22 protein-coding genes are annotated in these 25,654 nt (G+C 68.4%); 17 read left to right on the forward strand and 5 right to left on the reverse strand.

Features of this window, described 5'->3' with window-relative positions:
* Nucleotides 1-20 precede the first annotated feature (20 nt).
* Nucleotides 21-713, reverse strand: coding sequence for a GntR family transcriptional regulator (locus I7X18_RS00895; protein ID WP_232375374.1), 693 nt, complete (start codon nt 711-713; stop codon nt 21-23).
* 135 nt (nt 714-848) lie between these two features.
* Here I7X18_RS00895 and fadD5 point away from each other — a divergent pair, with 135 nt between their 5' ends.
* From fadD5 to I7X18_RS00975, 16 genes are all read left to right on the forward strand, one after another.
* On the forward strand, nt 849-2,522 hold the full coding sequence (gene fadD5, locus I7X18_RS00900; RefSeq protein WP_193045140.1) for a fatty-acid--CoA ligase FadD5: 1,674 nt from the start codon (nt 849-851) through the stop codon (nt 2,520-2,522).
* A 212-nt stretch (nt 2,523-2,734) separates the two neighbouring features.
* Nucleotides 2,735-3,535 carry an MlaE family ABC transporter permease gene (locus tag I7X18_RS00905; RefSeq protein WP_193045139.1) on the forward strand — a complete coding sequence of 267 codons (801 nt, stop codon included), beginning with the start codon at nt 2,735-2,737 and terminating at the stop codon, nt 3,533-3,535.
* Nucleotide 3,536: 1 nt separating this feature from the next.
* Nucleotides 3,537-4,430: an MlaE family ABC transporter permease gene (locus I7X18_RS00910; RefSeq protein ID WP_193045137.1), complete on the forward strand. Its 894-nt coding sequence runs from the start codon at nt 3,537-3,539 to the stop codon at nt 4,428-4,430.
* Between the two features lie 2 nt (nt 4,431-4,432).
* On the forward strand, nt 4,433-5,650 hold the full coding sequence (locus tag I7X18_RS00915; protein WP_193045136.1) for an MCE family protein: 1,218 nt from the start codon (nt 4,433-4,435) through the stop codon (nt 5,648-5,650).
* Entirely contained in the window at nt 5,647-6,678 is a 1,032-nt protein-coding gene (locus tag I7X18_RS00920; RefSeq protein ID WP_193045135.1) for a virulence factor Mce family protein, read from the forward strand. Before I7X18_RS00915 ends, I7X18_RS00920 begins: the two co-directional genes overlap by 4 nt.
* Nucleotides 6,675-8,258 (forward strand): virulence factor Mce family protein, encoded by a 1,584-nt coding sequence (locus I7X18_RS00925; protein WP_193045133.1) that lies wholly within the window; start codon nt 6,675-6,677, stop codon nt 8,256-8,258. The genes I7X18_RS00920 and I7X18_RS00925 overlap by 4 nt, the downstream gene beginning before the upstream one ends.
* A 14-nt stretch (nt 8,259-8,272) precedes the next feature.
* Nucleotides 8,273-9,898, forward strand: coding sequence for a virulence factor Mce family protein (locus tag I7X18_RS00930; protein WP_193045131.1), 1,626 nt, complete (start codon nt 8,273-8,275; stop codon nt 9,896-9,898).
* Entirely contained in the window at nt 9,898-11,046 is a 1,149-nt protein-coding gene (locus I7X18_RS00935; RefSeq protein WP_193045129.1) for a virulence factor Mce family protein, read from the forward strand. The genes I7X18_RS00930 and I7X18_RS00935 overlap by 1 nt, the downstream gene beginning before the upstream one ends.
* 3 nt (nt 11,047-11,049) lie before the next feature.
* A complete protein-coding gene (locus tag I7X18_RS00940; protein WP_193045127.1) occupies nt 11,050-12,609 on the forward strand; it encodes a virulence factor Mce family protein in 1,560 nt (519 codons plus the stop codon).
* Complete coding sequence (locus tag I7X18_RS00945) at nt 12,579-13,247, forward strand: Rv1363c family protein (RefSeq protein ID WP_193045125.1); 669 nt, start codon at nt 12,579-12,581, stop codon at nt 13,245-13,247. Before I7X18_RS00940 ends, I7X18_RS00945 begins: the two co-directional genes overlap by 31 nt.
* Complete coding sequence (locus I7X18_RS00950; RefSeq protein ID WP_193045123.1) at nt 13,244-14,215, forward strand: RDD family protein; 972 nt, start codon at nt 13,244-13,246, stop codon at nt 14,213-14,215. The genes I7X18_RS00945 and I7X18_RS00950 overlap by 4 nt, the downstream gene beginning before the upstream one ends.
* Nucleotides 14,212-14,763, forward strand: a complete 552-nt coding sequence (locus I7X18_RS00955; RefSeq protein WP_193045121.1) for an Rv1363c family protein — start codon at nt 14,212-14,214, stop codon at nt 14,761-14,763. Before I7X18_RS00950 ends, I7X18_RS00955 begins: the two co-directional genes overlap by 4 nt.
* Entirely contained in the window at nt 14,730-15,551 is an 822-nt protein-coding gene (locus I7X18_RS00960) for a mammalian cell entry protein (protein ID WP_193045119.1), read from the forward strand. Before I7X18_RS00955 ends, I7X18_RS00960 begins: the two co-directional genes overlap by 34 nt.
* A 16-nt stretch (nt 15,552-15,567) precedes the next feature.
* A complete protein-coding gene (locus tag I7X18_RS00965; protein ID WP_193045117.1) occupies nt 15,568-16,239 on the forward strand; it encodes a YoaK family protein in 672 nt (223 codons plus the stop codon).
* Nucleotides 16,236-17,006 (forward strand): fructosamine kinase family protein, encoded by a 771-nt coding sequence (locus I7X18_RS00970; RefSeq protein ID WP_193045115.1) that lies wholly within the window; start codon nt 16,236-16,238, stop codon nt 17,004-17,006. The genes I7X18_RS00965 and I7X18_RS00970 overlap by 4 nt, the downstream gene beginning before the upstream one ends.
* A 363-nt stretch (nt 17,007-17,369) precedes the next feature.
* Nucleotides 17,370-19,688: an alpha/beta hydrolase family protein gene (locus I7X18_RS00975; protein ID WP_232375375.1), complete on the forward strand. Its 2,319-nt coding sequence runs from the start codon at nt 17,370-17,372 to the stop codon at nt 19,686-19,688.
* Between the two features lie 8 nt (nt 19,689-19,696).
* On the opposite strand, the gene I7X18_RS00980 is transcribed toward I7X18_RS00975, so the two are convergent.
* Nucleotides 19,697-21,874, reverse strand: coding sequence for an acyltransferase family protein (locus tag I7X18_RS00980; RefSeq protein ID WP_193045111.1), 2,178 nt, complete (start codon nt 21,872-21,874; stop codon nt 19,697-19,699).
* Nucleotides 21,875-21,901: 27 nt separating this feature from the next.
* Nucleotides 21,902-22,981, reverse strand: a complete 1,080-nt coding sequence (locus I7X18_RS00985; protein WP_404822763.1) for a phosphodiester glycosidase family protein — start codon at nt 22,979-22,981, stop codon at nt 21,902-21,904.
* A gap of 236 nt (nt 22,982-23,217) precedes the next feature.
* Between I7X18_RS00985 and I7X18_RS00990 the strand changes: the two genes are divergently transcribed.
* Nucleotides 23,218-23,508: a GlsB/YeaQ/YmgE family stress response membrane protein gene (locus tag I7X18_RS00990; RefSeq protein WP_193045107.1), complete on the forward strand. Its 291-nt coding sequence runs from the start codon at nt 23,218-23,220 to the stop codon at nt 23,506-23,508.
* A 53-nt stretch (nt 23,509-23,561) separates the two neighbouring features.
* Here the strand turns inward: I7X18_RS00990 and I7X18_RS00995 are convergent, their stop codons facing one another.
* The gene (locus I7X18_RS00995) at nt 23,562-24,869 is read right to left on the reverse strand and encodes a PQQ-dependent sugar dehydrogenase (RefSeq protein WP_193045105.1); all 1,308 of its coding nucleotides are present in this window, start codon (nt 24,867-24,869) and stop codon (nt 23,562-23,564) included.
* A complete protein-coding gene (locus I7X18_RS01000) occupies nt 24,847-25,611 on the reverse strand; it encodes a pirin family protein (RefSeq protein WP_193045103.1) in 765 nt (254 codons plus the stop codon). Before I7X18_RS01000 ends, I7X18_RS00995 begins: the two co-directional genes overlap by 23 nt.
* Between the last annotated feature and the right edge of the window lie 43 nt (nt 25,612-25,654).

Consider the following 25,654-nt stretch of genomic DNA (forward strand, 5'->3'; position numbering starts at 1 on the left):
ATGCGTCCATGGTCCGGCGTCTAACCCCAGAGCCCGATCTTCTCCAGCCGGGTGATCAACCGTTGCGCACCGTCGGTGAACTGTCCCGTCGTCAACTTCACGACCGTGTCCGCGTCCCGCCGCCGCAGTGCCGCGATCAACTCCCGGTGGCTGGCCACCGCTTCGGTCCCCCAACTCGGATCCGTCGCATACATCAGCGGCGGCAGGTAGCGCGCCACATGTAAGAGGAACCACGCCAGCTTGATCCGTCCCGACGCATGGTTGAACGCCCGGTGGAACGCGAACTCCGCGAACGCGACCTCTTCGGGATCGTGGAGTTCGACCGCCGCCAGGAGCGCGTCGTTGAGCCGCTCGAGTTCCTCGATCTGCAGTTCGGTGATCCGCTCGGTGGCCGACGCGGCCAATTTCTCGGCGATCGACGCCTGCAGCCAGAAGATGTCCTCGATGTCGCCCCGCGTCATCGGCACCACCACATGCCCGCGGTGCGGTTCGAGCTTCACCATTCCCTCACCACGCAGCGTGCGCAGCGCCTCCCGCACCGGGGTGATGCTCACCCCCAGCTGCGCGGCGGTCTCGTCGAGACGGATGAACGTCCCCGGTCTCAATGCGCCGGTCATGATCTCCCCGCGCAGATGCGCCGCCACCTCATCGGAGAGCTGCTCGCGGCGGCTGGTGCGCCGCCTCGCCGGACGTGGTCTGACGGGCGCGTTCACGATGCTCTCCGGTTCTCCGGCGGGATCGGGCGAAGGTTGTTCACCAGCCGCCGAGGCCATAGTGTGACCGAGGCCATCCAATGTTTGATCAAATATCAACGACACGCAACCCCGACACGATGGAGCCCACGGCCGTTGACCCCCAACCCCAACCCCAACGCCTCAGAGCCTTTTGCCACCGAGCAGCCCTATCTCGCGCGCCGGCAGAACTGGACCAACCAGCTCTCCCGGCACGCGCTGATGCAGCCTGCGCAGACCGCATTGCGGTTCATGGGCCGCACCACGACCTGGGGTGAGCTCGACCAGCGCGTCACCAAACTCGCCGGCGCCCTGAGTCGCCGCGGACTGGGCTTCGGCGACCGCGTCCTCATTCTCATGCTCAACCGCACCGAGTTCATCGAGTCGTTCCTCGCGGTCAACAAGCTCGGCGGCATCGCCGTCCCCGTCAACTTCCGCATGACGCCGCCCGAGATCGCGTTCCTCGTCAGCGACTGCGCCGCGCGGGTGGTCATCACCGAAGCCGTCCTCGCGCCCGTCGCGACCGCGGTCCGCGACCTCGACCTCGACGCCACTCTCGAGACGGTGGTCGTCGCGGGCGGGGCCACCGAAGATGGCGTCCTGGGCTACGACGACCTGATCGCCGAACCCGGTGAGCCGCCGGCGCCGGTGGACATCCCCAACGACTCGCCGGCGCTGATCATGTACACCTCCGGCACCACCGGACGCCCGAAGGGTGCGGTCCTCACCCACGTCAACCTCGCCGGGCAGGCGATGACGTTTCTCTTCACCAACGGCGCGGACCTCAACCACGACATCGGTTTCATCGGGGTTCCGCTGTTCCACATCGCCGGGATCGGCAACACCATCGTCGGGCTGCTGCTCGGCCGCCCGACCGTCCTCTACCCGCTGAGCGCCTTCGACCCCGGTGCCCTGCTCGACGTGCTCGCCGAAGAGAAGGTCACCGGGATCTTCCTGGTCCCGGCCCAATGGCAGGCCGTCTGCGCGGCGCAGCGAGCCAACCCGCGCGACCTCAAGCTGCGGGTGCTGTCCTGGGGTGCCGCCCCCGCGTCGGACACCCTGCTGCGCGATATGGCCGAGAGCTTCCCGGGCGCGCAGATCCTCGCCGCCTTCGGTCAGACGGAGATGTCGCCCGTCACCTGCATGCTCTTGGGCGAGGATGCGTTGCGCAAGCTCGGCTCGGTGGGCAAGGTCATCCCGACGGTGTCCGCGCGCATCGTCGACGAGAACATGAATGACGTCCCGGTCGGGCAGGTCGGTGAGATCGTCTACCGCGCGCCGACTTTGATGGCGGGCTACTGGAACAACCCCAAAGCCACCGCCGAGGCCTTCGAAGGCGGCTGGTTCCACTCCGGCGACCTGGTCCGCCAGGACGAGGACGGCTACATCTGGGTCGTCGACCGCAAGAAGGACATGATCATCTCGGGCGGGGAGAACATCTACTGCGCCGAAGTCGAGAACGTGCTTGCCGCCCACCCCGCCATCGCCGAGGTGGCCGTCATCGGGCGGGCCGACGAGAAGTGGGGCGAGGTGCCGGTGGCCGTCGTGGCGGTCGACGCGGCGGTGGAGCAGCCGGGGCTGTCGCTGGCCGATCTCGACGGATTCCTCACCGAGCGGCTGGCCCGCTACAAGCATCCGAAGGCCCTCGAGATCGTCGACGCGCTGCCCCGGAACCCCGCGGGCAAGGTTCTCAAGACGGAGCTACGGCAGCGCTACGCCGGCGACCAGCCGATTGACGCCCGCGAAAGTTCCACTGCCCCAACCGTTTCGACGGAAGGTCCGGACAGTTAGCTCATGGAGGCGGGTTTGCTAACAGTTGGAGGCCCAATCCGGCCGATGCGGTGCACGGCCGGGAAACGATCGGGTACAGTCCTGTGGTCTCACTTACTACTTGTGAGTAGGGAGACAGTCGTCACTAGGGTCGGGATGGGGCAAGGAGGCGGCGTGCGACAGGTTCTGCCGTTGCGCCACGAGTTTGACGGTTCCGGCATGGGAGCGTACTCGTGACTGCCTCCGGTGGCGGGCTGACGGGGTACGTACGCGATCAGGTGAGGCCCGGGCTCGAGGCCGTCGGCGGCTTCGTCCGCATGTGCGTGCTCACCGGCAAGGCGCTGTTCCGGCCGCCCTTCCAGTGGCGCGAATTCATCTTCCAGGCCTGGTTCCTGTTCCGCGTCTCGTTCCTCCCCACCGTCGCGGTCTCGGTGCCGCTGACAGTGCTCATCATCTTCACGCTGAACATCCTGCTCGCGGAGTTCGGCGCCGCCGACGTCTCCGGCGCGGGTGCGGCCCTCGGCGCGGTCACCCAGCTCGGGCCGCTGGTCACCGTGCTGGTGGTGGCCGGTGCCGGCTCCACCGCGATCTGCGCCGACCTCGGCGCGCGCACCATCCGCGAGGAGATCGACGCGCTCGAGGTGCTCGGTATCGACCCGATCCACCGGCTCGTCGTACCGCGCGTCGTCGCGTCCACGTTCGTGGCCCTTCTGCTCAACGGCGCCGTCATCACCATCGGCCTGGTCGGCGGCTTCATCTTCGGCGTCTATATCCAGAACGTCTCGGCAGGCGCTTACGTTTCAACGCTCACGTTGGTGACCGGTCTGCCCGAGGTGCTGATCTCGGTCGTCAAGGCCACCACGTTCGGTCTGATCGCCGGCCTGGTCGGCTGCTACCGCGGCCTCACCGTCGGCGGCGGCGCCAAGGGCGTCGGCACCGGTGTGAACGAGACCCTGGTCCTCTGCGTCGTCGCCCTGTTCGCGGTCAACGTGGTGCTCACGACCATCGGCGTGCGGTTCGGAACGGGGAACTGACATGGCCACCACTTCGCAGTCGCGCACGAGCACCGGCACCGTCCTGCGGCAGCGCTTCCCCCGCGGCTACGCCCGTGCCGAGAAGCTCGTCGCCGCGCCGTCGCGCGGTCTGGACAGCGTCGGCCACGTCGCCTGGTTCGTCGTCACCGCCGTCGGCTCCATCGGCCACGCGTTGCGCTTCTACCGCAAGGAAGTGCTCCGTCTGATCGCTGAGATCGGCATGGGCACCGGGGCGATGGCCGTCATCGGCGGCACCGTCGCGATCGTCGGCTTCGTCACCCTCTCGGGCGGCTCGCTGATCGCCATCCAGGGCTTCGCGTCCCTGGGCAACATCGGCGTGGAGGCGTTCACCGGCTTCTTCGCCGCACTGGTCAACGTGCGCATCGCCGCGCCGGTGGTGTCCGGTCAGGCACTGGCCGCCACCGTCGGCGCCGGTGCCACCGCCGAACTGGGCGCCATGCGCATCAGCGAGGAGATCGACGCCCTCGAGGTGATGGGCATCAAGTCGATCTCCTACCTCGTCTCGACGCGCATCATGGCCGGCTTCATCGTGATCATCCCGCTCTACGCGATGGCGATCATCATGAGCTTCCTGTCGGCGCAGATCACCACGACGCTCTTCTACGGGCAGTCGACGGGCACCTACGAGCACTACTTCCGCACGTTCCTGCGACCCGACGACGTCGCATGGTCATTCGTGCAGGCGATCATCATCTCGATCATCGTCATGATCAACCACTGCTACTACGGCTACTACGCCAGCGGCGGTCCGGTCGGCGTCGGTGAGGCGGTCGGACGGTCGATGCGGGCGTCGCTGATCGCGATCGTGCTCGTGGTTCTGTTGGCCTCGTTGGCGCTCTACGGCACCGACCCGAACTTCAACCTCACGGTGTAGCGATGAGCCCGCAGTCCCCGATCAACAAGCCGCGCAAGCCGCCGTACAAGCTGGCCGGTCTCGTACTGCTGGTGATCTTCGCCGTCGTCGGGACGGTGGTGGCCTTCCAGTTCCGCGGCGACTTCACCCCGCGCGAGAAGTTGACGATGATGTCGGCGCGCGCCGGGCTGAACCTCGACCCGGGCACCAAGGTGACCTTCAACGGCGTGGAGATCGGCCGCGTCGGCGAGGTCAACGCCGTCAGCGTGGGCAACGAGCCGCGGGCCAGGATCACCCTCGAAGTCGATCCGAAGTACGTCCAGCTGATCCCGGCCAATGTGGTCGCGGAAATCTCGGCGACCACCGTGTTCGGCAACAAATACGTGTCGTTCTCGTCACCGCCGAACCCGGCGCCCGACCGCATCAGCTCGGCCGGTGTGATCGACGTGACGAAGGTGACGACGGAGTTCAACACGCTGTTCGAGACGGTGGTGTCGCTGGCCGAGAAGGTCGACCCGGTCAAGCTCAACCAGACCCTGACCGCCACGGCGCAGGCTTTCGACGGGCTCGGCGACCGGTTCGGCGAGTCGATCATCAACGGCAACACGATCCTGGCCGACGTCAACCCGCAGATGCCGCAGATCCGCCGCGACGTCCGCGGGTTGGCCGATCTCGGCGAGGTGTACGCCAACGCGTCCCCGGACCTGTTCGACGGTCTGGACAACGCGGTGACGACCGCCGCCACGCTCAACGAACAGCGCGGCAACCTGGACCAGGCGCTGATGGCCGCGGTCGGTTTCGGCAACACCGGCGGTGAGGTGTTCGAGCGCGGTGGACCGTATCTGGTGCGCGGCGCCGAGGACCTGGTGCTGACGAGTGAGCTGCTCGACGAGTACAGCCCCGCGCTGTTCTGCACCATTCGCAACTTCCACGATGTCCAACCGAAGATCGCCGCCTCGCTCGGCGGTAACGGCTACTCGCTGAGGACCCACTCCGAGGTGCTCGGCGCCGGCAACCCGTACGTGTATCCGGACAACCTGCCCCGCGTGAACGCCAAGGGTGGCCCCGAGGGACGGCCGGGCTGCTGGCAGCCGGTCACCCGCGACCTGTGGCCGGCGCCGTACCTGGTGGCCGACACCGGAGCGTCCATCGCGCCGTACAACCATCTCGAACTCGGTCAACCGATCGCCATCGAATACGTCTGGGGCCGCCAGATCGGGGAGAACACGATCAACCCATGAAAATCACCGGTACCGCCATCAAGCTGGGCGCCTTCTCGTTGGTGCTGCTGCTGTTCACCGCGATCATCATCGTGGTGTTCGGCCAGATGCGATTCGATCGCACCACCGGCTATTCGGCGATCTTCACCAATGCGAGCGGTCTGCAGCCCGGACAGTTCGTCCGCGCCTCCGGCGTCGAGGTGGGCAAGGTCTCCGGTGTCGAGCTGATCGAGGGTGGCAGCAGGGTCAAGGTCGACTTCAAGGTCGACCGGTCGTTGCCGTTGTTCGATGAGTCCACCGCATCGGTGCGCTACCTCAACCTGATCGGTGACCGCTACCTCGAACTCAAGCGCGGCGACAGCGACCGCCGGATGCCCGGTGGCGGCACCATCCCCGTCGAGCGCACCGAACCCGCACTCGACCTCGACGCACTGATCGGCGGCTTCCGTCCGCTGTTCCGGGCGCTCGATCCCGAGAAGGTCAACAACATCGCCCAGTCGATCATCACGGTGTTCCAGGGCCAGGGCGGCACCATCAACGACATCCTCAACCAGACCGCATCGCTGACGTCGGCGCTGGCCGACCGCGACCAGGCCATCGGCGAGGTGATCCGCAACCTCAACACCGTGCTGGACACCACCGTCAAGCACCAGCAGCAGTTCGACGAGACGCTGGTGAATTTCGAGAAGCTCATCACGGGGCTGAAGAACCGGGCCGACCCGATCGCCACGTCGGTGGCCGACATCAGCGACGCCGCGGGCACCGTGGCGGATCTGCTCGCTGACAACCGGCCCCTGCTGCAGGACACGGTCGGCTACCTGGATGCCACCCAGCAACCGCTGGTCGACCAGAAGGATCAGCTCAATGACATTCTCGTCCGGTTGCCGAACGCGTTGAAGATCATCGGCCGCGCCGGCGGCGTCTATGGCGACTTCTTCAACTTCTACGCCTGCGATGTGTCGCTCAAGCTCAACGGCCTACAGCCGGGTGGGCCCGTGCGCACGGTCAAGGTCTGGACCCAGCCCACGGGTAGGTGCACGCCGCAATGAGAACGCTCGAAGCGTCGAACCGCGTCCGCGGCGGGGTGATGGGCATCATCATCCTGGTGCTCGTCGTCGGGGTGGGGCAGAGCTTCGCCAGCGTGCCGATGTTGTTCGCCAAGCCGAAGTACTACGCCCAGTTCCACGACACCGGCGGCATCAACCCGGGCGACAAGGTGCGCATCGCCGGCGTGGACGTCGGCGAGGTGCTGACGACCGAGATCGACGGGGACAAGGTCGTCGTCGGCTACACGCTCGGCGGTACAGAGATCGGCAGCGACAGCCGTGTGGCCATCCGCACCGACACCATCCTGGGCCGCAGGAACATCGAGATCGAACCTCGCGGGTCGACGGCGCTGGAGGCGAACGCCATCCTCCCGTTGGGCCAGACCACGACGCCCTACCAGATCTACGACGCCTTCTTCGACCTGACCAAGTCGGCATCCGGCTGGGACACCAAGTCGGTGCGCGAATCGCTCAACGTGCTCTCGGAGACGGTCGACCAGACGTATCCCCACCTGAGCGCGGCGCTCGACGGGGTGGCCCGATTCTCCGACACCATCGGCAAGCGCGACGAGCAGATCAAGCAACTGCTGGGCAACGCCAACAAGATCGCCGGCGTGCTCGGTGAGCGCAGCGGACAGGTCAACGCGCTGCTGGTCAACGCGCAGACCCTGCTCGGCGCGATCAACGAGCGCAGCTACGCCGTCGGTCAGCTGCTCGAACGGGTGTCGGCGTTCTCCGAGCAGGTCAAGGGCTTCATCGACGACAACCCGAACCTCAACCGGGTGCTCGAGCAGCTCAGGACGATCAGCGACATCCTGGTGGAGCGCAAGTTCGACCTGGTCGACGTGCTGACCACGCTGAGCAAGTTCACCGCATCGCTGGCCGAGGGCATCGCCTCCGGGCCGTACTTCAAGGTCATGCTGGTCAACCTGGCGCCGTACTGGATCCTGCAACCGTTCGTCGACGCGGCGTTCCAGAAGCGCGGCATCGACCCGCAGCAGTTCTGGCGCAACGCCGGTCTGCCGGCCTATCAGTTCCCGGACCCGAACGGTGAGCGGCAGCCCAACGGTGCGCCGCCGCCGGCGCCGACACCGCTGCAGGGCACCCCGGAGTACCCGAACCCGGCCGTGCCGCGCGGCAGCCCGTGCTCGTACACGCCGCCCGCCGAGGGCCTCCCGACACCGGGCAATCCGCTGCCGTGTGCCGGACTGACCGTCGGGCCGTTCGGCGACAATCCGTATGGGCCGAACTACGGTCCGCCCAATGTGGCGACCTCCGAACCCAATCCGAACGGTCTGCCGCCCACGCCGGGCATCGCCAGTGCCGGGGTGCCGGGTCAGCAGGCGCCGGTGGTGCCGGGTACGCCGGTGCCGCTGCCGCCGGCGCCGCCGGGTGCACGGCACGAGCCGCCGGGACCGTTCCCCGGTCCGACGGCCGTCGGTGGAAACGTGACTCAAGCGCCGCCACCGCCTGCGCTCAACGGGCCGCCGCCACCGCCGGGACCGGGTCAGCAGCTGCCGCCGGTCGGCACGCCACCGCTGCCGGGCAACCCACCGTTCCTCCCGCCGGGATCTCAACAATGACGGGGGCCTGATCGATGTCAACGATCTTCAACGTGCGAAACATGAAGATGCCGACGCTCACGCGCGCGTCGGTGATCATCGGCACGCTGGTCGTGGTGCTCGCGCTGGTGGCCGCGTTCGTGGGCTGGCAGCTGTACAAGAAGCTGACCACCAACACCGTGGTGGCCTACTTCTCGGACACCCTGGCGCTGTATCCCGGCGACAAGGTGCAGATCATGGGTGTCCGCGTCGGCTCGATCGACAAGATCGAACCGGCGGGCGACAAGATGAAGGTGACCTTCAGCTACGAGACGAAGTACAAGGTCCCCGCCAACGCCACCGCGTCGATCCTCAACCCGAGTCTGGTCGCGTCCCGCACGATCCAGCTGGCGCCGCCCTACACCGGCGGCCCGCTGCTGGAGGACGACGCCGTCATCCCGATGGACCGCACCCAGGTGCCGGTGGAGTACGACGAGCTGCGCGATTCGCTCGACCGCATCCTGACCGACCTCGGGCCCACCCCGGATCAGCCCAAGGGCCCGTTCGGTGACGTGATCGAATCATTCGCCGACGGCCTGTCCGGTAAGGGCAAGCAGATCAACACCACGCTGAACAGCCTGTCGGAGGCGCTGACCACCCTCAACGAGGGCCGCGGCGACTTCTTCAGCGTCGTGAAGAGCCTCGCGCTGTTCGTCAACGCGCTCTACCGCAGCGATCAGCAGTTCGTCGCACTCAACGACGACCTGGCGCAGTTCACCAACTCGTTCACCAACACCGACCGCGAGTTGGCGACGGCACTGCAGGACCTCAACGAGTTGCTCACCACCACCCGCGGGTTCCTCGACGAGAACAGCGAGGTCCTGACGCACGACATCAACAACCTCGCCGAGGTCACCAACGCGATCCTGCAGCCCGAACCGCTCGACGGTCTGGAGACCGCTCTGCACGTGTTCCCGAACCTGGGCGCCAACATCATCAACATCAGCTCGCCGGTCAACGGCGGCATCGTCGGTCTGCCCGTCATCAACAACATGGCCAACCCGATGCAGTTCATCTGCAGCGCGATCCAGGCCGGTAGCCGGTTGGGCTACCAGGAGTCGGCGGAGCTGTGCGCGCAGTACCTGGCGCCGATCCTGGACGCGCTGAAGTTCAACTTCCCGCCGTTCGGGCTGAACCAGGTCAGCACGGCGATGACGCTGCCGAAGATGGTCACGTACTCCGAGGAGCGGTTGAGGCCGCCGCCGGGATACAAGGACACCACCGTGCCCGGCATCTTCTCCCGCGACACGTTGTTCTCCCACGGCAACCACGAGCCCGGCTGGGTCGTCGCCCCGGGGATGCAGGGTGTCGACGTGCAGCCGTTCACCGCGAACATGCTGACGCCGCAGTCGCTTTCGGCGCTGCTGGGCGGGCCCGACGCGCCGATCCCGGGCGCACCGCCGGCGTTCGGAACAACGCGCGACGGAAACCTGCCCGGCCCGCCGAACGCCTTCGACGAACGAAATCCGTTGCCGCCGCCGTGGTACCCGCAGCCCGGTCCGCCGCCCGCGCCCGCGCCGGGCGTGATTCCGGGCGATCCGGGTGGTTCCCCGCTGTCGGGTCCGGCGCCCGGGCCCGCGCCGGCCGGCCCGCCGTTGCCCGCTGAAGCAGGAGCGCCGTGATGAAGCACAAGATCGGCCGTCTCACCTTCCGCACGGTCGCGCTCGCCGTGGCCGCGGTGGTGCTGACGTCGTGTGGGTCGTGGCGGGGCATCGCGAACGTGCCGCTGCCCGGTGGACCGGGTTCGGGTGCCGACAAGACGACCATCTACGTGCAGATGCCGGACACCTTGGCGCTCAACGTCAACAGCCGCGTCCGGGTGGCCGACGTGTTCGTCGGCAGCGTGCGCAAGATCGAGCTGAAGAACTGGGTCGCGACGCTCACGCTGGACATCTCCCCCGATGTGAAGCTGCCGTCGAACGCTCTGGCCAAGATCGGCCAGACCAGCCTCCTGGGTTCCCAGCACGTCGAACTCGAAGAGCCGCCGAACCCGTCGCCGGAACCGCTGCGCAGCGGTGACACCATCACGCTGCAGAACGCCTCGGCGTTCCCCACCACCGAGCGGGTGCTCGCCAGCATCGCGACCATCCTGCGCGGCGGCGGCATCCCCAACCTCGAGGTGATCCAGACCGAGGTGAACAATCTGCTGACCGGCAGGGCGGACCAGATCCGCGAATTCCTCGGCCGCCTCGACGTGTTCACCGACGAGCTCAACCAGCAGCGTGCCGACCTCACCCGCGCGATCGACTCGACGAACCGGTTGCTCAACATCGTGGCGAGCCGCAACGACACCCTCGACCGGGTGCTCACCGAGTTCCCGCCGCTGATCCAGCATTTCGCGGAGACCCGCGATCTGTTCGCCGACGCCGTGATCGCGGTGGGCCGGATCAGCAATGCCGCCGATACGTACCTCGGTCAGGCCCAGGACCCGCTGCACACCAACCTGCAGAACCTGCAGCGGCCGCTCAAGCAGCTGGCCCGGTCGTCGCCGTACCTGATCGGTGCGCTGAAGCTGATGCTGACCGCGCCGTTCAGCATCGAGAACGTGCCGAAGGTGGTCCGCGGTGACTACATCAACGTGTCGCTGAACGTGGACCTCACGCTGTCGTCCATCGACAACGGCTTCCTGACCGGTACCGGTGTGTCCGGCCTGGCCCGGGCGCTCGAACAGTCCTGGGGACGTGATCCGGCGACGATGATCCCGGATGTGCGGTTCACCCCGAACCCGCACAGCGCGCCGAACGGACCGCTGGTCGAAAGGGGTGAGTGAGCTGTGCTGACTCGCTTCATCAAGATCCAGCTGGTGGTCTTCACCATCCTGACGGTGATCGCGGTGGTCGTGCTGGGCTGGTATTACCTGCGGGTGCCCAGCCTCGTCGGCATCGGGCAGTACAAGCTGCACGCCGAGCTGCCCCGGTCGGGCGGTCTGTACGCCACCGCCAACGTCACCTACCGCGGCACCACGATCGGCAAGGTCACCGCGGTGGAGCCGACCGAGCGCGGTGCCAGGGCGACGATGAGCATCGACAACCGGTACAAAATCCCGGTCGATGCGAGCGCGAACGTCCACTCGGTGTCGGCGATCGGCGAGCAGTACCTCGACCTGGTGTCCACGGACACCCCGGGGCAGTACTTCAGCGACGGGCAGACCATCACCAAGAGCACGGTGCCCAGCGAGGTGGGGCCCGCGCTGGACGCGGCCAACGAAGGTCTGGCGGTGCTGCCGAAGGAGAAGATCGACACGCTGCTGACCGAGACCGCGGACGCGGTCGGCGGCCTGGGCCCGTCCCTGCAGCGGTTGGTGGATTCGACCACGAACATCGCCCAGGGGTTCAAGGACAACCTGGAACCGGTCAACGACATCATCGCGAACTCGGCGCCGATTCTGGAGAGCCAGGTCACCTCGGGTGACAACATCGCGCAATGGTCGCGCAACCTGAACATCCTGGCCGCCCAGTCGGCCGAACAGGACGCCGCGCTGCGCAACGGTCTGCAGCAGGCGGCGCCGACCGCCGATCAGCTCAACGCGGTGTTCAGCGGGGTGCGTGACTCGCTGCCGCAGACGCTGGCCAACCTGTCGGTCGTCATCGACATGCTGAAGCGCTACAACAAGGGTCTGGAACAGGCGCTGGTGGTGTTGCCGCAGGGTGCGGCCGTCGCGCAGACAGGCACGATCTTCGAAGGTGAGGGTCTGCTGCACTTCGGCCTGTCGATCAACCAGCCGCCCCCGTGTCTGACCGGGTTCCTGCCGGCGTCCGAATGGCGTTCACCGGCCGACACGAGCATGAAAGAGCTACCGGCGGGGACCTACTGCAAGATCCCGAAGGATTTCCAGGCGAATGTGGTCCGCGGTGCCCGTAACTATCCGTGTGCCGACGTGCCGGGGAAGCGGGCGGCCACGCCGCGGGAGTGCCGCAGCGACGATCCGTACGTGCCGCTGGGCACGAACCCCTGGTACGGCGATCCGAACCAGATCCGGGACTGCCCGGCTGCGGGTGCCCGCTGCAACCAGCCGGTGCACCCCGGTCGCAACGGCGTCATCCCGGCGCCGTCGATCAACAACGGGATGAACCCGCTGCCCGCCGATCAGCTGCCCCAGCCGCCGTCGCCGGTCAGCGACCCGCTGAGCCCCCCGGGGCAGGGCCGCGTCGAGTGCAGTGGACAACAACCCAACCCGTGCATCTACACTCCGGCACCAGGACCACCAGGCACCGCTGTGTACAGCCCAGCCAGCGGCGAGGTGGTCGGACCTGACGGCGTCACGTACAACGTCAGCAATTCGAGCAACCCAGGAGACGACGGATGGAAGGAGATGCTGGCACCCGCCAGCTGAACCCCACCGATGCCGAGGAAACGCCGGATCAGTCGGTAGCAGTATCCGAACACGACACAGACGACACCGCCGCAGCCTCCGTCGAGGGCACCCCTGAGGGCACCTCTGAGGCCCCGGCCGGAGACGACGGGCGACGTCCGCCGCGGCTCGGCCGTGGCTGGCTGACGGCGATCTGCGCGGCACTCCTGTTGCTCAGCGCGGGTGCCGGCGTGGGTGGTTACCTGGCGCTGCGGTCTCATCAGGAGAGCACTCAGATCGCTGCGAACGAGACTGTCGCGGTGGCCGCCGCACGAGACTGCGTGGCCGCCACCCACGCCCCGGACGCGGCGGCGATGACCGCCAGCCAGGCCAAGATCCTGGAGTGCTCGACCGGTGACTTCGGCGTGCAGGCCGGGTTGTACGGCGGATTGCTCGTCGACGCCTACCGCGCCGCCAACGTGCAGGTCCAGGTGTCGGACATGCGGGCCGCCGTCGAGAAGCACAACGACGACGGTTCCATCGACGTGATGGTCGCGGTGCGGGTCAAGGTGACCAACTCCGAGGCCGCCGATCAGGAACAGGGATACCGGCTGCGGGTACAGATGGCGCCCGCCGACGGCACCTACAAGGTGGCCCGACTCGATCAGGTCACCTCGTGACGATGGTGGTCGACGCGCCGCCGGACGCAAGCCCCGCCGACACCGAGCCTGCCGAACCGCTGGCCCGGTGGCATGTGCGGGCAGGCGCTCTCGCGGTCGACGTGCTGCCCGGGCTGGCGGTCGTCGCGACCACCGCGCCGTGGTTCCTGGCCGGTCCCCGGATCGGCTGGTCGTGGTGGGTGCTGACGGCGGTGGCCGTGGCCGCCCTGCTGGCGGTCATCGTGAACAGGATCCTGCTGCCCGCGCTGACCGGATGGACGCTGGGCCGGGCGCTGTGCGGGATCCGTGTCGTAGGGCGCGACGGCGCCCAGGCCGGGCTGGCGCGCCTGCTCCTGCGGGAGCTGGCGCATCTGCTGGACACCGCGGCGCTGTTCGTCGGATGGCTGTGGCCGCTGTGGGACCGCCGTAACCGGACGTTCGCCGACCTCCTGCTGGGCACCGAGGTGCGCACGGTGGAGCGGCCGCGCCGCGACATGCGCCGCCTGACGGCGAAGGTGCTGATCGGCGCCGTCGTGGTGGCCGTGGTGGCGGTCGCCCTGAGCTACCTGGCGGTGTACCGCCAGGAGCAGGCGCTCGACCGGTCGCGGGCGCAGATCGCCGAACAGGGTCCGCGCATCATCGAGCAGATGCTGAGCTACGGCGCCGAGACGATGGAAGAGGACCTCGCCCGCGCGCAGACGTTGACCACCGAGGCATACCGGCCGCAGCTGGTGGCGCAGCAGGATGTCGCGCGCAAGGCCGGTGCGACCAGCAACGAGTACTGGGCGGTCAGCAGCGCGGTGCTCTCGGCATCGGAGGACGAGGCGGCGATGCTGCTCGCGATGCAGGGCCAGCGCGGCAGCAAGGCCGAGGACCTCAAGTTCATCACCGCCACGGTGCGCGTCGATTTCGACAAGATCGGCGACAACTGGCGGGTCGACAGCCTGATCGTGCTCAAGGCGCCGCTGATGCAGGGAGCCGGCCAGTGAGCCCGCGCCGCAGGATCGAGGCCGACGAGCCGGACTTCTTCGCGGTGTCACCGAGGCCGCCTCGCCGCTGGGGCCTACCCCTGGTCGCCGCGCTGGCCGGTCTGCTGCTCGCCGCGGCGCTCACGGCGAGCATGCTGATGCTGGCGTCCCACGAATCCGACCGGCGCGCCGAACTGCGCGACGCCGCCGCACTGGACTATGTGCGGAGCTTCATGACGACGTACACCACGCTGGATCCGTTCAACGCCAACGCATACGCCGACCGCGTTCTGGCGCAGGGCACCGGTGACTTCGCGAAGATGTTCAAAGAGAAGTTGAACGAGATCGTCATCCAGGTGGCCCGCGCCGAACCGACGCAGGGCAACGTGGTCGAGGCGGGTGTGCAGCGCCTGAACGACAACGGCAGTGTCGACGTGCTGGTGGCCACCACGACGACATCCAAGACGCCGGACGGCAAGTCGACGATCGAGAGCGGAAACCGTTGGGTGGCGACCACGACTCAGGAGGGGCAGCAGTGGAAGATCAGCCAGCTGATTCAGGTGATCTGACCGCGGAACCCGCCGGCCCGTCGCGCGGGCGCCGGCGGCTGCCGTGGCGCCGCGCCAAATCCACTGTCGCCGAACCGGATACGGGCGACGCGGCTGCCGGCGATCCCGCGACACCGGGGGAGCCGGCGGTGCGGATGCCGACGGGCAAGGCACGCCGGACGGTCAAGGCACCGGTGACCGAGGCGGCCGAACACGAACCGGAACCGGAACCGACAGCTGAGGGCGAACCCGAACCCGAACCCGAACCCGAGCCCGTCCTCGTCCCGCACCGGCCTGCGGGCAAGCGCCTGCTGGCCGCCGCGGCCGTGGCGTCGGTGGTGTTCGTCGGGGCGGGTGCGTTCGCGGGCGCCATGCTGCAGCCGTACCTCGCCGACCGCGCGGCGGTGGACACCAAGCTGACCATCGCCCGTACGGCGGCCGAGGCGATCACCACGCTGTGGAGCTACACACCGGACGATATGGCGTCGCTGCCGGACCGCTCGTCACGTTACCTCGCAGGCGATTTCGCGACCGAGTACCGGCGCTACATCGACGCCATCGTCTCGACGAACCAGCAGGCGAAGGTCACCAACACCACGGACGTGATGGGGACGGCCGTCGAGAGCCTGACGCCGACAGAGGCCACAGCGCTGGTGTACACCAACTCCGTGTCGACGAGCCCGGTGAGCAAGAACGTGCCGTCCCTGCGCTACCTGTCCTACCGGTTGACACTCGAACGCGACGGTTCGAACTGGCTGATCACGGGGATGAACTCGGTGACGAGCCTGGATCTCACCCCGCAGCTGTAGCGCGGACACTCGCGTCATGCCCACCCGCTCGCCGGTCTCGAACCGCTTGACCGTCACCGCATTGCTGCTGTTGACGTTCGCGACCGGGCTGGTCGACGCGATCAGCGTGCTGGTGCTCGGGCACGTCTTCGTCGCGAACATGACCGGCAACGTGATCTTCCTCGGATTCTGGTTGGTCCCCCACTCGGGTGTCGATCTGACCGCGGCGCTGGTCGCGTTCGTCAGCTTTGTGGCGGGAACCGTGATCGGGGGCCGGCTGGCCAGGCACCTCGATCCGCATCCGCGCCGCTGGCTGACCATCGCGTTGGGTGTCGAGGTCGTGGCGCTCACGGCGCTGTCGATCCTGGCCGGTACGGGAGTGCTCGACTACCACGACGATACGAAGCTCGTGCTGATCGCCGGTCTGGCAGTGGTTTTCGGGATTCAGAACGCCACCGCGCGCCAATTCGGGATCCAGGAGTTGAGCACGACGGTGCTGACGCAGACGATCGTCGGCATCGGCTTCGACAGCAGACTGGCCGGCGGGACCGGCAAGCGGGAGAAGCTGCGCTACGGAGTGGTGCTGACCATGTGCGCCGGAGCCGCCGTGGGAGCGACGCTGACGCTGGTGACCGTGGCGCCGGTGATCGCGCTGGCCGCAGCGGTGGTGGCGACCGCGGCGGCGATCTTCTGCTTCGGGCCGGCATGACCGAGTTCGTGAAGCGGAATCCCGTTGCGCCGCCGGACTTCTTCGCCTGCGAGGCAGCGGGCCTGAGATGGCTGGCGGAGGCCGGCGGTGCGGCGTGTGTGCCGGTGCTCGGCTGGGATGACACGTCGTTGACGCTCGAGCGGTTGCAGACCGTGGCGCCGACGCCGCGGGCGGCAGCCGACTTCGGTGCGCGGCTCGCGGCCACCCACGACGCGGGCGCCGCAGCCTTCGGTTCCGGACCGGACCACTGGGACGGACCGGGATTCTTCGGGCCGCTGCGCGATCCGCTGCCGATGTCGTTGACCGCCCATCCCACCTGGGGTGCGTTCTACGCCGACGAACGGCTCGGGCCGATGGGGGAGCGCGCCGCACCGCGGCTGAGTGGCTCCGCGCGCGATGCCGTCGCGGCGGTCCGCGAACTGTGCCGCGCGGGCCGGTTCGACGACGGCGACGTTGCGGCCCGGCTGCACGGTGACCTGTGGAGCGGAAACCTGATGTGGACACCCGACGGTGTGGTCCTGATCGACCCGGCCGCCCACGGGGGACACCGGGAGACCGACCTCGCGATGCTCGCACTCTTCGGGTGTCCGTACCTCGATGAGGTGGTGTCGGGTTACCGCTCGGTGCGGCCGTTGACCGACGGATGGCAGGAGCGCACCGCTCTGCACCAGTTGTATCCGCTGCTCGCCCACGTGGTGCTGTTCGGCGGCGCTTACGCCCGCCAGACCGAGTCCGCGCTCGCCGCCGCGCTGCGCAGTGCCAGCTAATTACCTGGACAACTACAGCGCCCGTTGCCCATGGGTGGCGAAGTGCGTGAATACGCAAGCATCTGAGGTCCGTGCCCGCGTGTGCGCAACACCGGCAAACATGACGCCCACCCGGATCACCGAAGCGCCGATCAGCAACCCTCAGCTGACGTGGGACGCAGACTGGAGCGCACCGCTTGCCATCGAAAGTACCAATGTTCACCAGCTATAGGACACAAGATCAAGGGCCGATAGACAGACCGCGACCTGACCGCGGGCCAATTCCAGCAATTCGACGCGCCCGCCGGTGGCCGGTGCTACCTTCCCTGCAATCGAGCTGAGAATCTGCGGGGAGGATCCGGTCGGATGGCCAAACATCGCGGCGTGAAGCGGCGTTCGAAGAAGATTGCTGCGATCGGGGCGGCCACCGTCACCGCGACTGCCCTCACCGTCGGCGTGAGTCCGGCGCCCAAGGCGGAGGCGGCGTCCACCAGAGCGAGCGACGCCGTCGACCTGGCGGCGGACTTCCGGCTGTTCCCCCCTCCTCAGGCGATCCCGGACCTCACATTCGGCGCCGGCCAAGCCGCGTACGACGTCAAGAACGATTTCGCCGACTTCGTGTTCCGTTCGATCTTCGAGAATGTGAACCTCGCGGCATTCGCGCAGGCGGCGGGCGTCGATCCGCAGAGCATCCTGGAGCAGGTACTGGAGAACCTGCCGCTGGCGCTGCTCACCGATCCGATCTTCGTCGACCTGCTCGGCGGCATCACGCTGCCCCTCGCCGCAGCACTCGGCGCGCTGCCGCTCCTCAACGAGATCCCGCTGTTGAGAGACCTGTTGACCGACGGCCTCAACGCCGCCGGCCTGAACACCATCGGGGGGCTGCTCGACATCATCGGCCTCGATCTCAGCAACCTGGGCGACCTCACCGAGCTCGGCGAGCGGGTGGGCGTGAACATCGTGACGTCCGGCGATGTCTTCACGCTGCTCAAGGTGCTGGGCACCGATCTCGGCTGGGTGCCGACGCTCCCCAACTCCGTGGCCGATGACGTCGATGAGACCGAGTACCTCGGAATCGGGGTGGACGGTCTGCTCGACCTGGTGGACAACGGCGTCATCAACATCCCCGGCCTCCTCACCCAACTCCTCGACCGGCTCGGCCTGCTCAACCTCGACCAGATCCCGGACGTGCTCAAGGTTCGGGCGCCCGTGGTCATCGGCGCGGGGGTTGGAGCGTTCGCGGCCGGAATGGCCTACCAGGACATCCTCGCTCAGCTGCCCTTCCAGCCGGGCGGAACGCAATACCAGGGACCCGAAGCCGCGCCGCTGCTCGGCAGCCTCACGCTGATGCCGATGTTGTTGCTGCAGAACCCCGGTCGCGCGAACGGCGGACTGTTCGCCCGGTTCTACCCGCTGGCCGGGCTGTTCGGGATCGACACCGTGACCCCGGAGACCGTGGTGAGCAACAGTGGCGGGCTCGAGCTTCCCGGCGGCCTGTACCTAGGTGGTGCCACGCTGATCCCCGTCAAGATCGACGCGACACTGCAGCACGATTGGCTCTCCGACTTCGCGGCATGGCCGAATCCGTTCTCGCTGGCGAATTCACTTGCCGCGGTGGTCGCTCCGACGTACATCCTGCGGGGCCTGGATGCCGGACTGGCGGCGGGGTCGATCGCCGGACAGCTGGGCCCCCAGATCGGCGACGCGGTCGGGGGTCCTCTCGAGGGCGATCCCCTCGCGCTCGATTTCTACGTGACGGTGCCGATCGACGCGCTACCGCTGCTCGAGCCGACGTATCTCATCGTCGACGCCATCAACCTGCTGACCGGCGCCAACCTCAACAACCCGATCGGTACCGCGCTCGGACCGGCCCTGAGCAGTCTGGTCAACCTCGGGTACACCGACGTGGTGCGGCAGTGGAACGACGACGGCGACTACTGGGAGTACGTCCGCACCTTCGACGACAGCGATGTACCGACGGCGTTCGGGTCCTTCCCCGACGTCAACTGGATGAACGTGCCGGGTGACGTCGTCGGTGCGCTGGCCGCCGGCGTCCGCCAGGCCTTCGACGACGGGCTGGTCAACCGCGACGGCCCGGTCAAGAACGCGCTGGCGACGCTGCTGAACCTCGTGGGTCTCGACGGCGGACTGCCCGGCGGCATCGGTGGGGCCGGGCTCAACAGTGTTCTCGAGCAGATCCGCGACAGCATCGACGGTGTGCTGAGCGGGCTGGATCTGCCCCGGCCGTCGGTCGCCGCGGCCAACGCCGTCCCCGACGACGAAGCGCCCCGGATTTCGCTGAAGACGGCCGCGCCGACCGTCGCGGACGAGGACGAGGACGAGGACGAGGACGAGGCCGACGAGGCCAGCACGGACGACGAACCGCCGGTGACGGACGACACCTCGACGGAGATCGACCCGGGCCCAACGGATCCCGACGACGAGACGGGTGATGAGACGGGTGACGAGACGCCGGCCGAGGACGCCGACGCTGAGCTCGACGTCGACGATCCTCTCGGCGAGACAGGTGACGACGCAGGGGACGAGGACGCCGACGCAGGGGACGAGGACACTGTGGACGAGGACACTGTGGACGAGGACGCCGGTGACGAGGACACCGACGCGGCGGACGAGGACGCTGCGGACGACACCACCGACACCACCGACACCACCGACACCGAAGACACCGACCAGGCCGCCTGACCGTCAGGTCAGGACGGCGCGAACGCCCGCCCGGCGAGATCGCCGATCACCGGCGCCAGCCACTGGGCGTACTCGCCGGTGATGTGGTTGTCGTCGCGGTACACGAGCGTGTTCCCGACGATGACCGGACAGCGCTGGACCGTGCAGAACAGGTCGGTGAGGTCGGCGTAGCTGCCCCCGGCCGACCGCACCGCGGCGGCCTCGGCGGCGATTCCGTTGTCGTTCACCGCCTCCGGCCGCGCAGGGGAACACGCCAGAACGTCGTCCATGTGGCCGGAGACGCACGACGGCGCCGTCGACAGCGGATCCGGTACCGGTCCCAGCACCAGGACGGCCGCGCCCGTCGCCCGCAACCGGGACACCAGACGGGTCAGGCCGTCCAGCCACGCCGGGTCGTAGGCGGTGAAGCCGAAGTCGGCGCCGTAGCGCCGCGACATGTCGACGACGATCAGCTGTGGCCGTTCGGATTCCAGCCGGGCCAGCACGTCGGCGCGCCACTGCTCGCACTCGCTGAACGTCCGGCCGAGGTACGGGCTGGTGATGGGCAGCTCCATCAGCGGACAGGTCACCTTGCTCATCGTCTCGAGCCGCCAACGCTGTTGATCGGCAACGGTTTCCAGCGCCGGTTGCCACATCGCCGCGTGCGAGTCGCCGACCAGTGCGACGCGCACGGACCCCGCGGGGTCCCCCGACACGCAGTCGGGCTGGTCGACGTCACGCCACGACAGGACACAGCCGTTGACGAACACCTCGGGTTTGGTGACGGCACCCAGCGGGGGAGACAGGTCGGCGGGCACGCGCCGCATATCGGCGGACGCGGCCACCGCGGCCTGCACCTGCTCGCGGGGAGTGCGCGCGGCCGGATCGGCGACGGTCGCAGAGGGTGCGGGCGCACTCAGCGCCGCCGGTGTCGCCGCGGGCCCGTCACCGTTGGGGATCGGGCGCGCGATGAGCAGCACGATCGCCGCACACACCACGGCCGCCGTGGCGATGCCTCCGAGAGCCAGGCTGCGCATCGCGGATCCGCGCAGGGCGGTGGCGAATCGTGCGGGGTTCTCCACCAGGTGCAGGGTCAGGATCGCCAGGCCGAGGGAGATGACGACCATGGCGAGCCGGCTCGCGAGCCCGAGTTCTGTGCCGAACAGGGCCGGCGCCAGGATCAGCACCGGCCAGTGCCACAGGTACCACGAGTAGGACACCCGGCCGAGCGCCCGCGGCACGGGCTTCGACAGCAGGCGGCCGACCCCGAGGTTGGGCGTGGCGCATCCGGCCACGATGACCAGCGCGGTTCCGGCGACGGGCAGCGCCGCCGTGCCGGGGAACGGTGTGGCGGCGGTGGCTCGCGTGCAGGCCACCACGATCAGCGCGAGGCCGGTCCATCCGACCGCCGCCGCGGCCACGGGCGCCAGCCGCCGCCACCAGCCGAGGCCCAGCGCGATCAGCCCGCCCACCGCGAGTTCCCAGGCGCGGGTCGGCAGTGAGAAGAACGCCCACGACGGCCAGTCGTGCGTCCACGCGACCGACACCGCGTAGGACCCCGCGGCCACGGCAGCCAGCACCGCGGCGTACGGGAGTACCGACCGGGTGGCCGATGCGCCGAACCGGCGTCCGATCGCCCAGGCGGTGCCGACGATCAGCACGGGCCACACGAGGTAGAACTGTTCCTCGACGCCCAACGACCAATAATGTTGCAGCGGCGAGGGATCGGTGGTGGCCAGGTAGTCGGTGCCCTGGATTGCGAAGCGGTAGTTGCCGACGTATAGGGCGCCCGCGATCGCGTCGCCGAGCACGCCGCGGGCCTGCAACGGCGGCAGCAGCAGCACCGCACCGACCGCGGTCGCCACCAGCACCAGCGCCGCGGCGGGCAGCAACCGGCGCGCGCGGGCCGCGTAGAACGCGCCGAGGCGGACGCCCTCACCCGAGGCCACCTCACGCCACAGCAGCCCGGTGATGAGAAAGCCGGAGACGACGAAGAAGACGTCGACGCCGACGAAACCACCGCTCAGCCCCGGCATTCCGGCGTGGTAGAGCACCACGGCGAGGACGGCGACCGCGCGCAGTCCCTCGATGTCGGTGCGGAACCAGCGTCCCCGCGCGCCGGAGCGGCCGCTCACGGGTGCGTCGCGGCGGGAGGGAGCCCGGGGTCTCGTCACATCGGTCACTTGAACCCCGATGGTCCCACGCATCGTGCGCGGAAGCCGGTATTGACGGCGTCAGTTGAAGGCGAGCCAGCTGGGCAGCGCCCGCTCACGCGAATCGCACAACACCTGCCGGGTGTCGCAATTACCTCGGGGAGACCCCGCGCCGCTCCACATGCCGCCGGTGTCGCGGCGCAGCACGATGGCCGACGAACCGCCTCCGTCGAGCAGGACCGCGTGCTCGGCGCCCAGCCCGCGGAACAGGTCCTGGATGTTGTCGGGGGTGTAGTTCCCGCCCTGGAACACATAGAGCTGATCGCTGGCGCCGCTGTAGGCGATCGCCGTACGCGCCGCACTCGGCCCGGGGTCGTTGAGCTGACCGGTGTCCCCGGGCGCGAGCAGCCCGAGTCCCGCGAGGGCGACGAACCGGGCGTCGCGGTCCATCAGCTTCTGGATCTCCGGGGAGGCGGCGTCGAAATCCTGCGTGTTCTCGGGCATCACGACGTACGGCGCGCCCCCGATCGGCAGGATCATCGTCGCCAGCGCCGACCAGGTCTCGTTGCCGTCGGAGAGTCCCTGCTTACCGGCGTAGGCGATGGTGCCGGTGATGGGTGCGTTCGCCTTGCCCTGTCCGCGGGTGTTGTCGACGTAGGCGCCCAAGGGTGAACTGCATCCGGTGTCGCGCCAGGATCCGCCCTTCTGGCCGCGGACGTCGAAGAAGTTCGCGTTGACGGCGATCGTCGGCTGACCGAGCGCCTGCCAGGCCTGCAGCGGGGTGAAGGTCTCCGAGGCCTGCCACAGGCCTTCGCCGGTGCGCGCCCTGGGGTCGCGTTCGCAGCGCGCCTGGTAGCCCTGGTGGCTGTCCACGAGCAACCGCGGGCTGAGCCGGGTCGACGCGTTCTTGACCGTCATCAGGTGGCCGCCGTTGTTCAACGTGTACTCGCGCCCGTCTGCGGCGCGGAACGGTGCCGCGAATTCGCCGCCGAAGTTGTAGACGAGGTAGGAGCCCTTGGTGTTGGCGATGGCGCCGAGGAGGAGCGATTTGGGGTCGCTGGCCCGTGCGTGCGGTTCGCCCAAGGTGCCGAGGGCCGCGCACAGCGCGAATACGGCGACACCGGCCGTGAAGCGTCGCAGGGTGTTTGCTGAGATGGGCACGATCACCTTTCGGCAGAGGTCACCTGCGCTCCAACGATATTCACCGGAGTCACTCTGTCAACTTTAGTAACAGTCAGGTTGCGGACCGGCCACGGCGTGGTCGCTGTTTGACCATCACTGACACGCCTTTTGCGTGGATCGCGGTATTGCGGGGTAACCGGACGTCGTGCCCGTCCATGCGGTTTGCCGGTAGGCATACCGGACGTGTGCGTCCCCTGAAGATCGAAGGAGCAGAAATGATCGGAACCATCATCGGCGCATTGGTCGTCGGTTTGATCATCGGTGCGCTGGCTCGGCTCGTCATGCCGGGCAAGCAGAACATCGGTGTCATCATGACCATCGTGCTCGGCGCGCTCGGATCGTTGATCGGCAGCTGGCTGACCTACCAGCTGGGCTACAGCAACTCCAACGGCGGATTCGAGATCATTCCGTTCCTGGTGGGCATCGTCGTCGCGATCGTCCTGATCGGGATCTACGTGGCTGTCATGGGCAAGCGCGGAACGCGCCCCGGTACCAACGTCCGGTAAGAATTCCTCCGAAAGTGGGCTCGGGCGTCGCGCCCCGGGCCCGCTTCGGCGCGTCAGCGCCCGGGAGGCCCCAACCGGTAGACGGCGCCGGCGTCGTCGTCGGTGATGTAGACCGCGCCGTCCGGTCCGACCACGGCATCGACCGGCCGCCCCCACCGAGATCCGTCGTCGGCCTGGAATCCGCCGACCAGGGTCTGCTGGTTGCCGAGATCGCCGTCTCGCCACGCATAGAACGACACCTCGGGCGCGCGCGGCGGCCTGCGGTTCCACGAACCGTGGATGCCGACCAGCGCGCCGCGTGCGTAGGGCTCCGGTAGCTGACCGTCGACGAAGCTGAGCCCCAGCGGCGCGGAGTGCGCACCGAAACTCTGCTCGACGGGCGGCAGCGCGGCGCAGTCCATCTTGTCGCCGTCGGCGTTGGTCTGCACATCCCTGATGAACGGCACGTCGGCAGGTCCGCCGTCGATGTTGCAGTACGGCCACCCCAGCTCGCGGCCCGGTGTGAGTTTCGCCAGTTGCTCAGGCGGATGGTCGTTGACGTACGCGGGGTCGACGTCGCCGGTCGCGGGGTCGGCCACGTTGTCGCGCCCGTTCACCGCCGTCCACACCGAACCGTCAGGTGCCGTCGCCAGGCCGGTCCCGTTGCGGACCCCGGTGGCGAACGGCTCGGCCGGACCACCGCCCGGGGGAACCCGCATGATCGTCGCGCGCGGCGGGGTGGCCTCGCGGTCCTCGGCCGAGATGTTGCCCGTCGACCCGATCGAGAAGTACACAGCCCCATCGGGCCCGACCGCGACGCTCTTCAGCGCATGCGCATAGGCACCGCGCAGGTCCGGGCTTTCGGCGTCGGGGAGTCCCGCGGCGACGGTGCGCCGGTTCGTCGCCGCGCCGTTCGCGTAGTCGTAGGCGGTGATCTCGTCGCTCTCCGCGACGTAGAGGGTGGCCCCGGCGAAGGCCATCCCGTGCGGCTGGGTCAGTCCCTCGAGCAGCGGCGTGGGTTGTGGGTCGCCGTCGCCGGGTACGAGCTTGACGATCTCACCCGTGCTGGGCAGCGACACCAGCAGCGCGCCGTCCGGCGTCCAGCGGGCGAGGCGGGCTTCGGGCACCCTGGCCCACACCGACATCGTCCAGCCTGCGGGGATGGACGCCTGGCGCGGCTCGTCGAACGGTGCCGCGTCCAGGCCCGCCGGCACCTCGACGGTCACCGAGGTGAGGCCTGCGGCCGGCAGCGCTGCCGACGTGGTGGCGGGCGATGCGGCCGGCGGCGAGGGCTCGTCGGGCGTGCTCGTCGAACACCCGGCGAGCACCGCGGTGGCCGCGAGGCAGGCGCTGAAAGCCTTATGCGGCAGACAGATTCGCATGCATTTCCCAGACGAGGATCTCCGCCGGCTCGACGGCTGTCACCCGCTGGCCACCGGAGGACGTGAAGCGCACCGCATCGCCTTCGTGCAGCGCTCCGGCACCCTCGAGGGAGACCTCCCCGCGCGGGACGAACAGGTGCAGATAGGGCGCCTGCGGGAGTTCGACGCTGTCACCGGGCTGCAGGCGCGCCCCGTGCAGGGCGGCGTACCGGTTGCGGATCGTGATCGCGGTGTCGCCGGAGTGCTCAGGCATCCCCGAGGCGATGGTGACGAGCTTGCCGCGCAGCAGTTCGTCGTCGATCTCGAGTTGCTGGTAGCCCGGGGCCACGCCGGACTCGTCGGGCACCACCCACATCTGCACGAAGTGCACGGGTTCGCGGTGGGTGTCTTCACCGGTGAGTGTCCAGGAGTCGTTCTTCTCCGAGTGCAGGATGCCGCGGCCGGCCGACATGCGTTGAGCCAGACCGGGATAGATCACGCCTGAGTGGCCCGTCGAATCCTGGTGCACCAGCGAACCCCGCAGCACCCAGGTCACGATCTCCATATCGCGGTGGGGGTGGGTCTCAAAGCCGCTGCCGGGGGTGACGGTGTCGTCGTTGTTGACCAACAGCAGGCCGTGGTGGGTGTTGGCGGGATCGTAATGGTCGGCGAACGAGAAGGAGTGCTTGGAGTCCAGCCAGGAGATCCGCGTGTGGGGGCGCTCGTCGGCGCGCCGGATGTCGATGCGTTCGGCAGTCGTCATGGTCTTTTCACCCCTTGAATCGTGCGCCAGCCTAGGTGGCGCG

The organism is Mycolicibacterium baixiangningiae, assembly GCF_016313185.1.
Lineage (GTDB): Bacteria > Actinomycetota > Actinomycetes > Mycobacteriales > Mycobacteriaceae > Mycobacterium > Mycobacterium baixiangningiae.

Coding starts and splice junctions, on each gene's coding strand:
- I7X18_RS00935 (WP_193045129.1), top strand. CDS start 9,898: ATGAAGCACAAGATCGGCCGTCTCACCTTCCGCACGGTCGCGCTCGCC.
- I7X18_RS00925 (WP_193045133.1), top strand. CDS start 6,675: ATGAGAACGCTCGAAGCGTCGAACCGCGTCCGCGGCGGGGTGATGGGC.
- I7X18_RS00970 (WP_193045115.1), top strand. CDS start 16,236: ATGACCGAGTTCGTGAAGCGGAATCCCGTTGCGCCGCCGGACTTCTTC.
- I7X18_RS00995 (WP_193045105.1), bottom strand. CDS start 24,869: ATGCGAATCTGTCTGCCGCATAAGGCTTTCAGCGCCTGCCTCGCGGCC.
- I7X18_RS00990 (WP_193045107.1), top strand. CDS start 23,218: ATGATCGGAACCATCATCGGCGCATTGGTCGTCGGTTTGATCATCGGT.
- I7X18_RS00915 (WP_193045136.1), top strand. CDS start 4,433: ATGAGCCCGCAGTCCCCGATCAACAAGCCGCGCAAGCCGCCGTACAAG.
- I7X18_RS01000 (WP_193045103.1), bottom strand. CDS start 25,611: ATGACGACTGCCGAACGCATCGACATCCGGCGCGCCGACGAGCGCCCC.
- I7X18_RS00910 (WP_193045137.1), top strand. CDS start 3,537: ATGGCCACCACTTCGCAGTCGCGCACGAGCACCGGCACCGTCCTGCGG.
- I7X18_RS00930 (WP_193045131.1), top strand. CDS start 8,273: ATGTCAACGATCTTCAACGTGCGAAACATGAAGATGCCGACGCTCACG.
- I7X18_RS00920 (WP_193045135.1), top strand. CDS start 5,647: ATGAAAATCACCGGTACCGCCATCAAGCTGGGCGCCTTCTCGTTGGTG.
- I7X18_RS00945 (WP_193045125.1), top strand. CDS start 12,579: ATGGAAGGAGATGCTGGCACCCGCCAGCTGAACCCCACCGATGCCGAG.
- I7X18_RS00965 (WP_193045117.1), top strand. CDS start 15,568: ATGCCCACCCGCTCGCCGGTCTCGAACCGCTTGACCGTCACCGCATTG.
- I7X18_RS00980 (WP_193045111.1), bottom strand. CDS start 21,874: ATGCGTGGGACCATCGGGGTTCAAGTGACCGATGTGACGAGACCCCGG.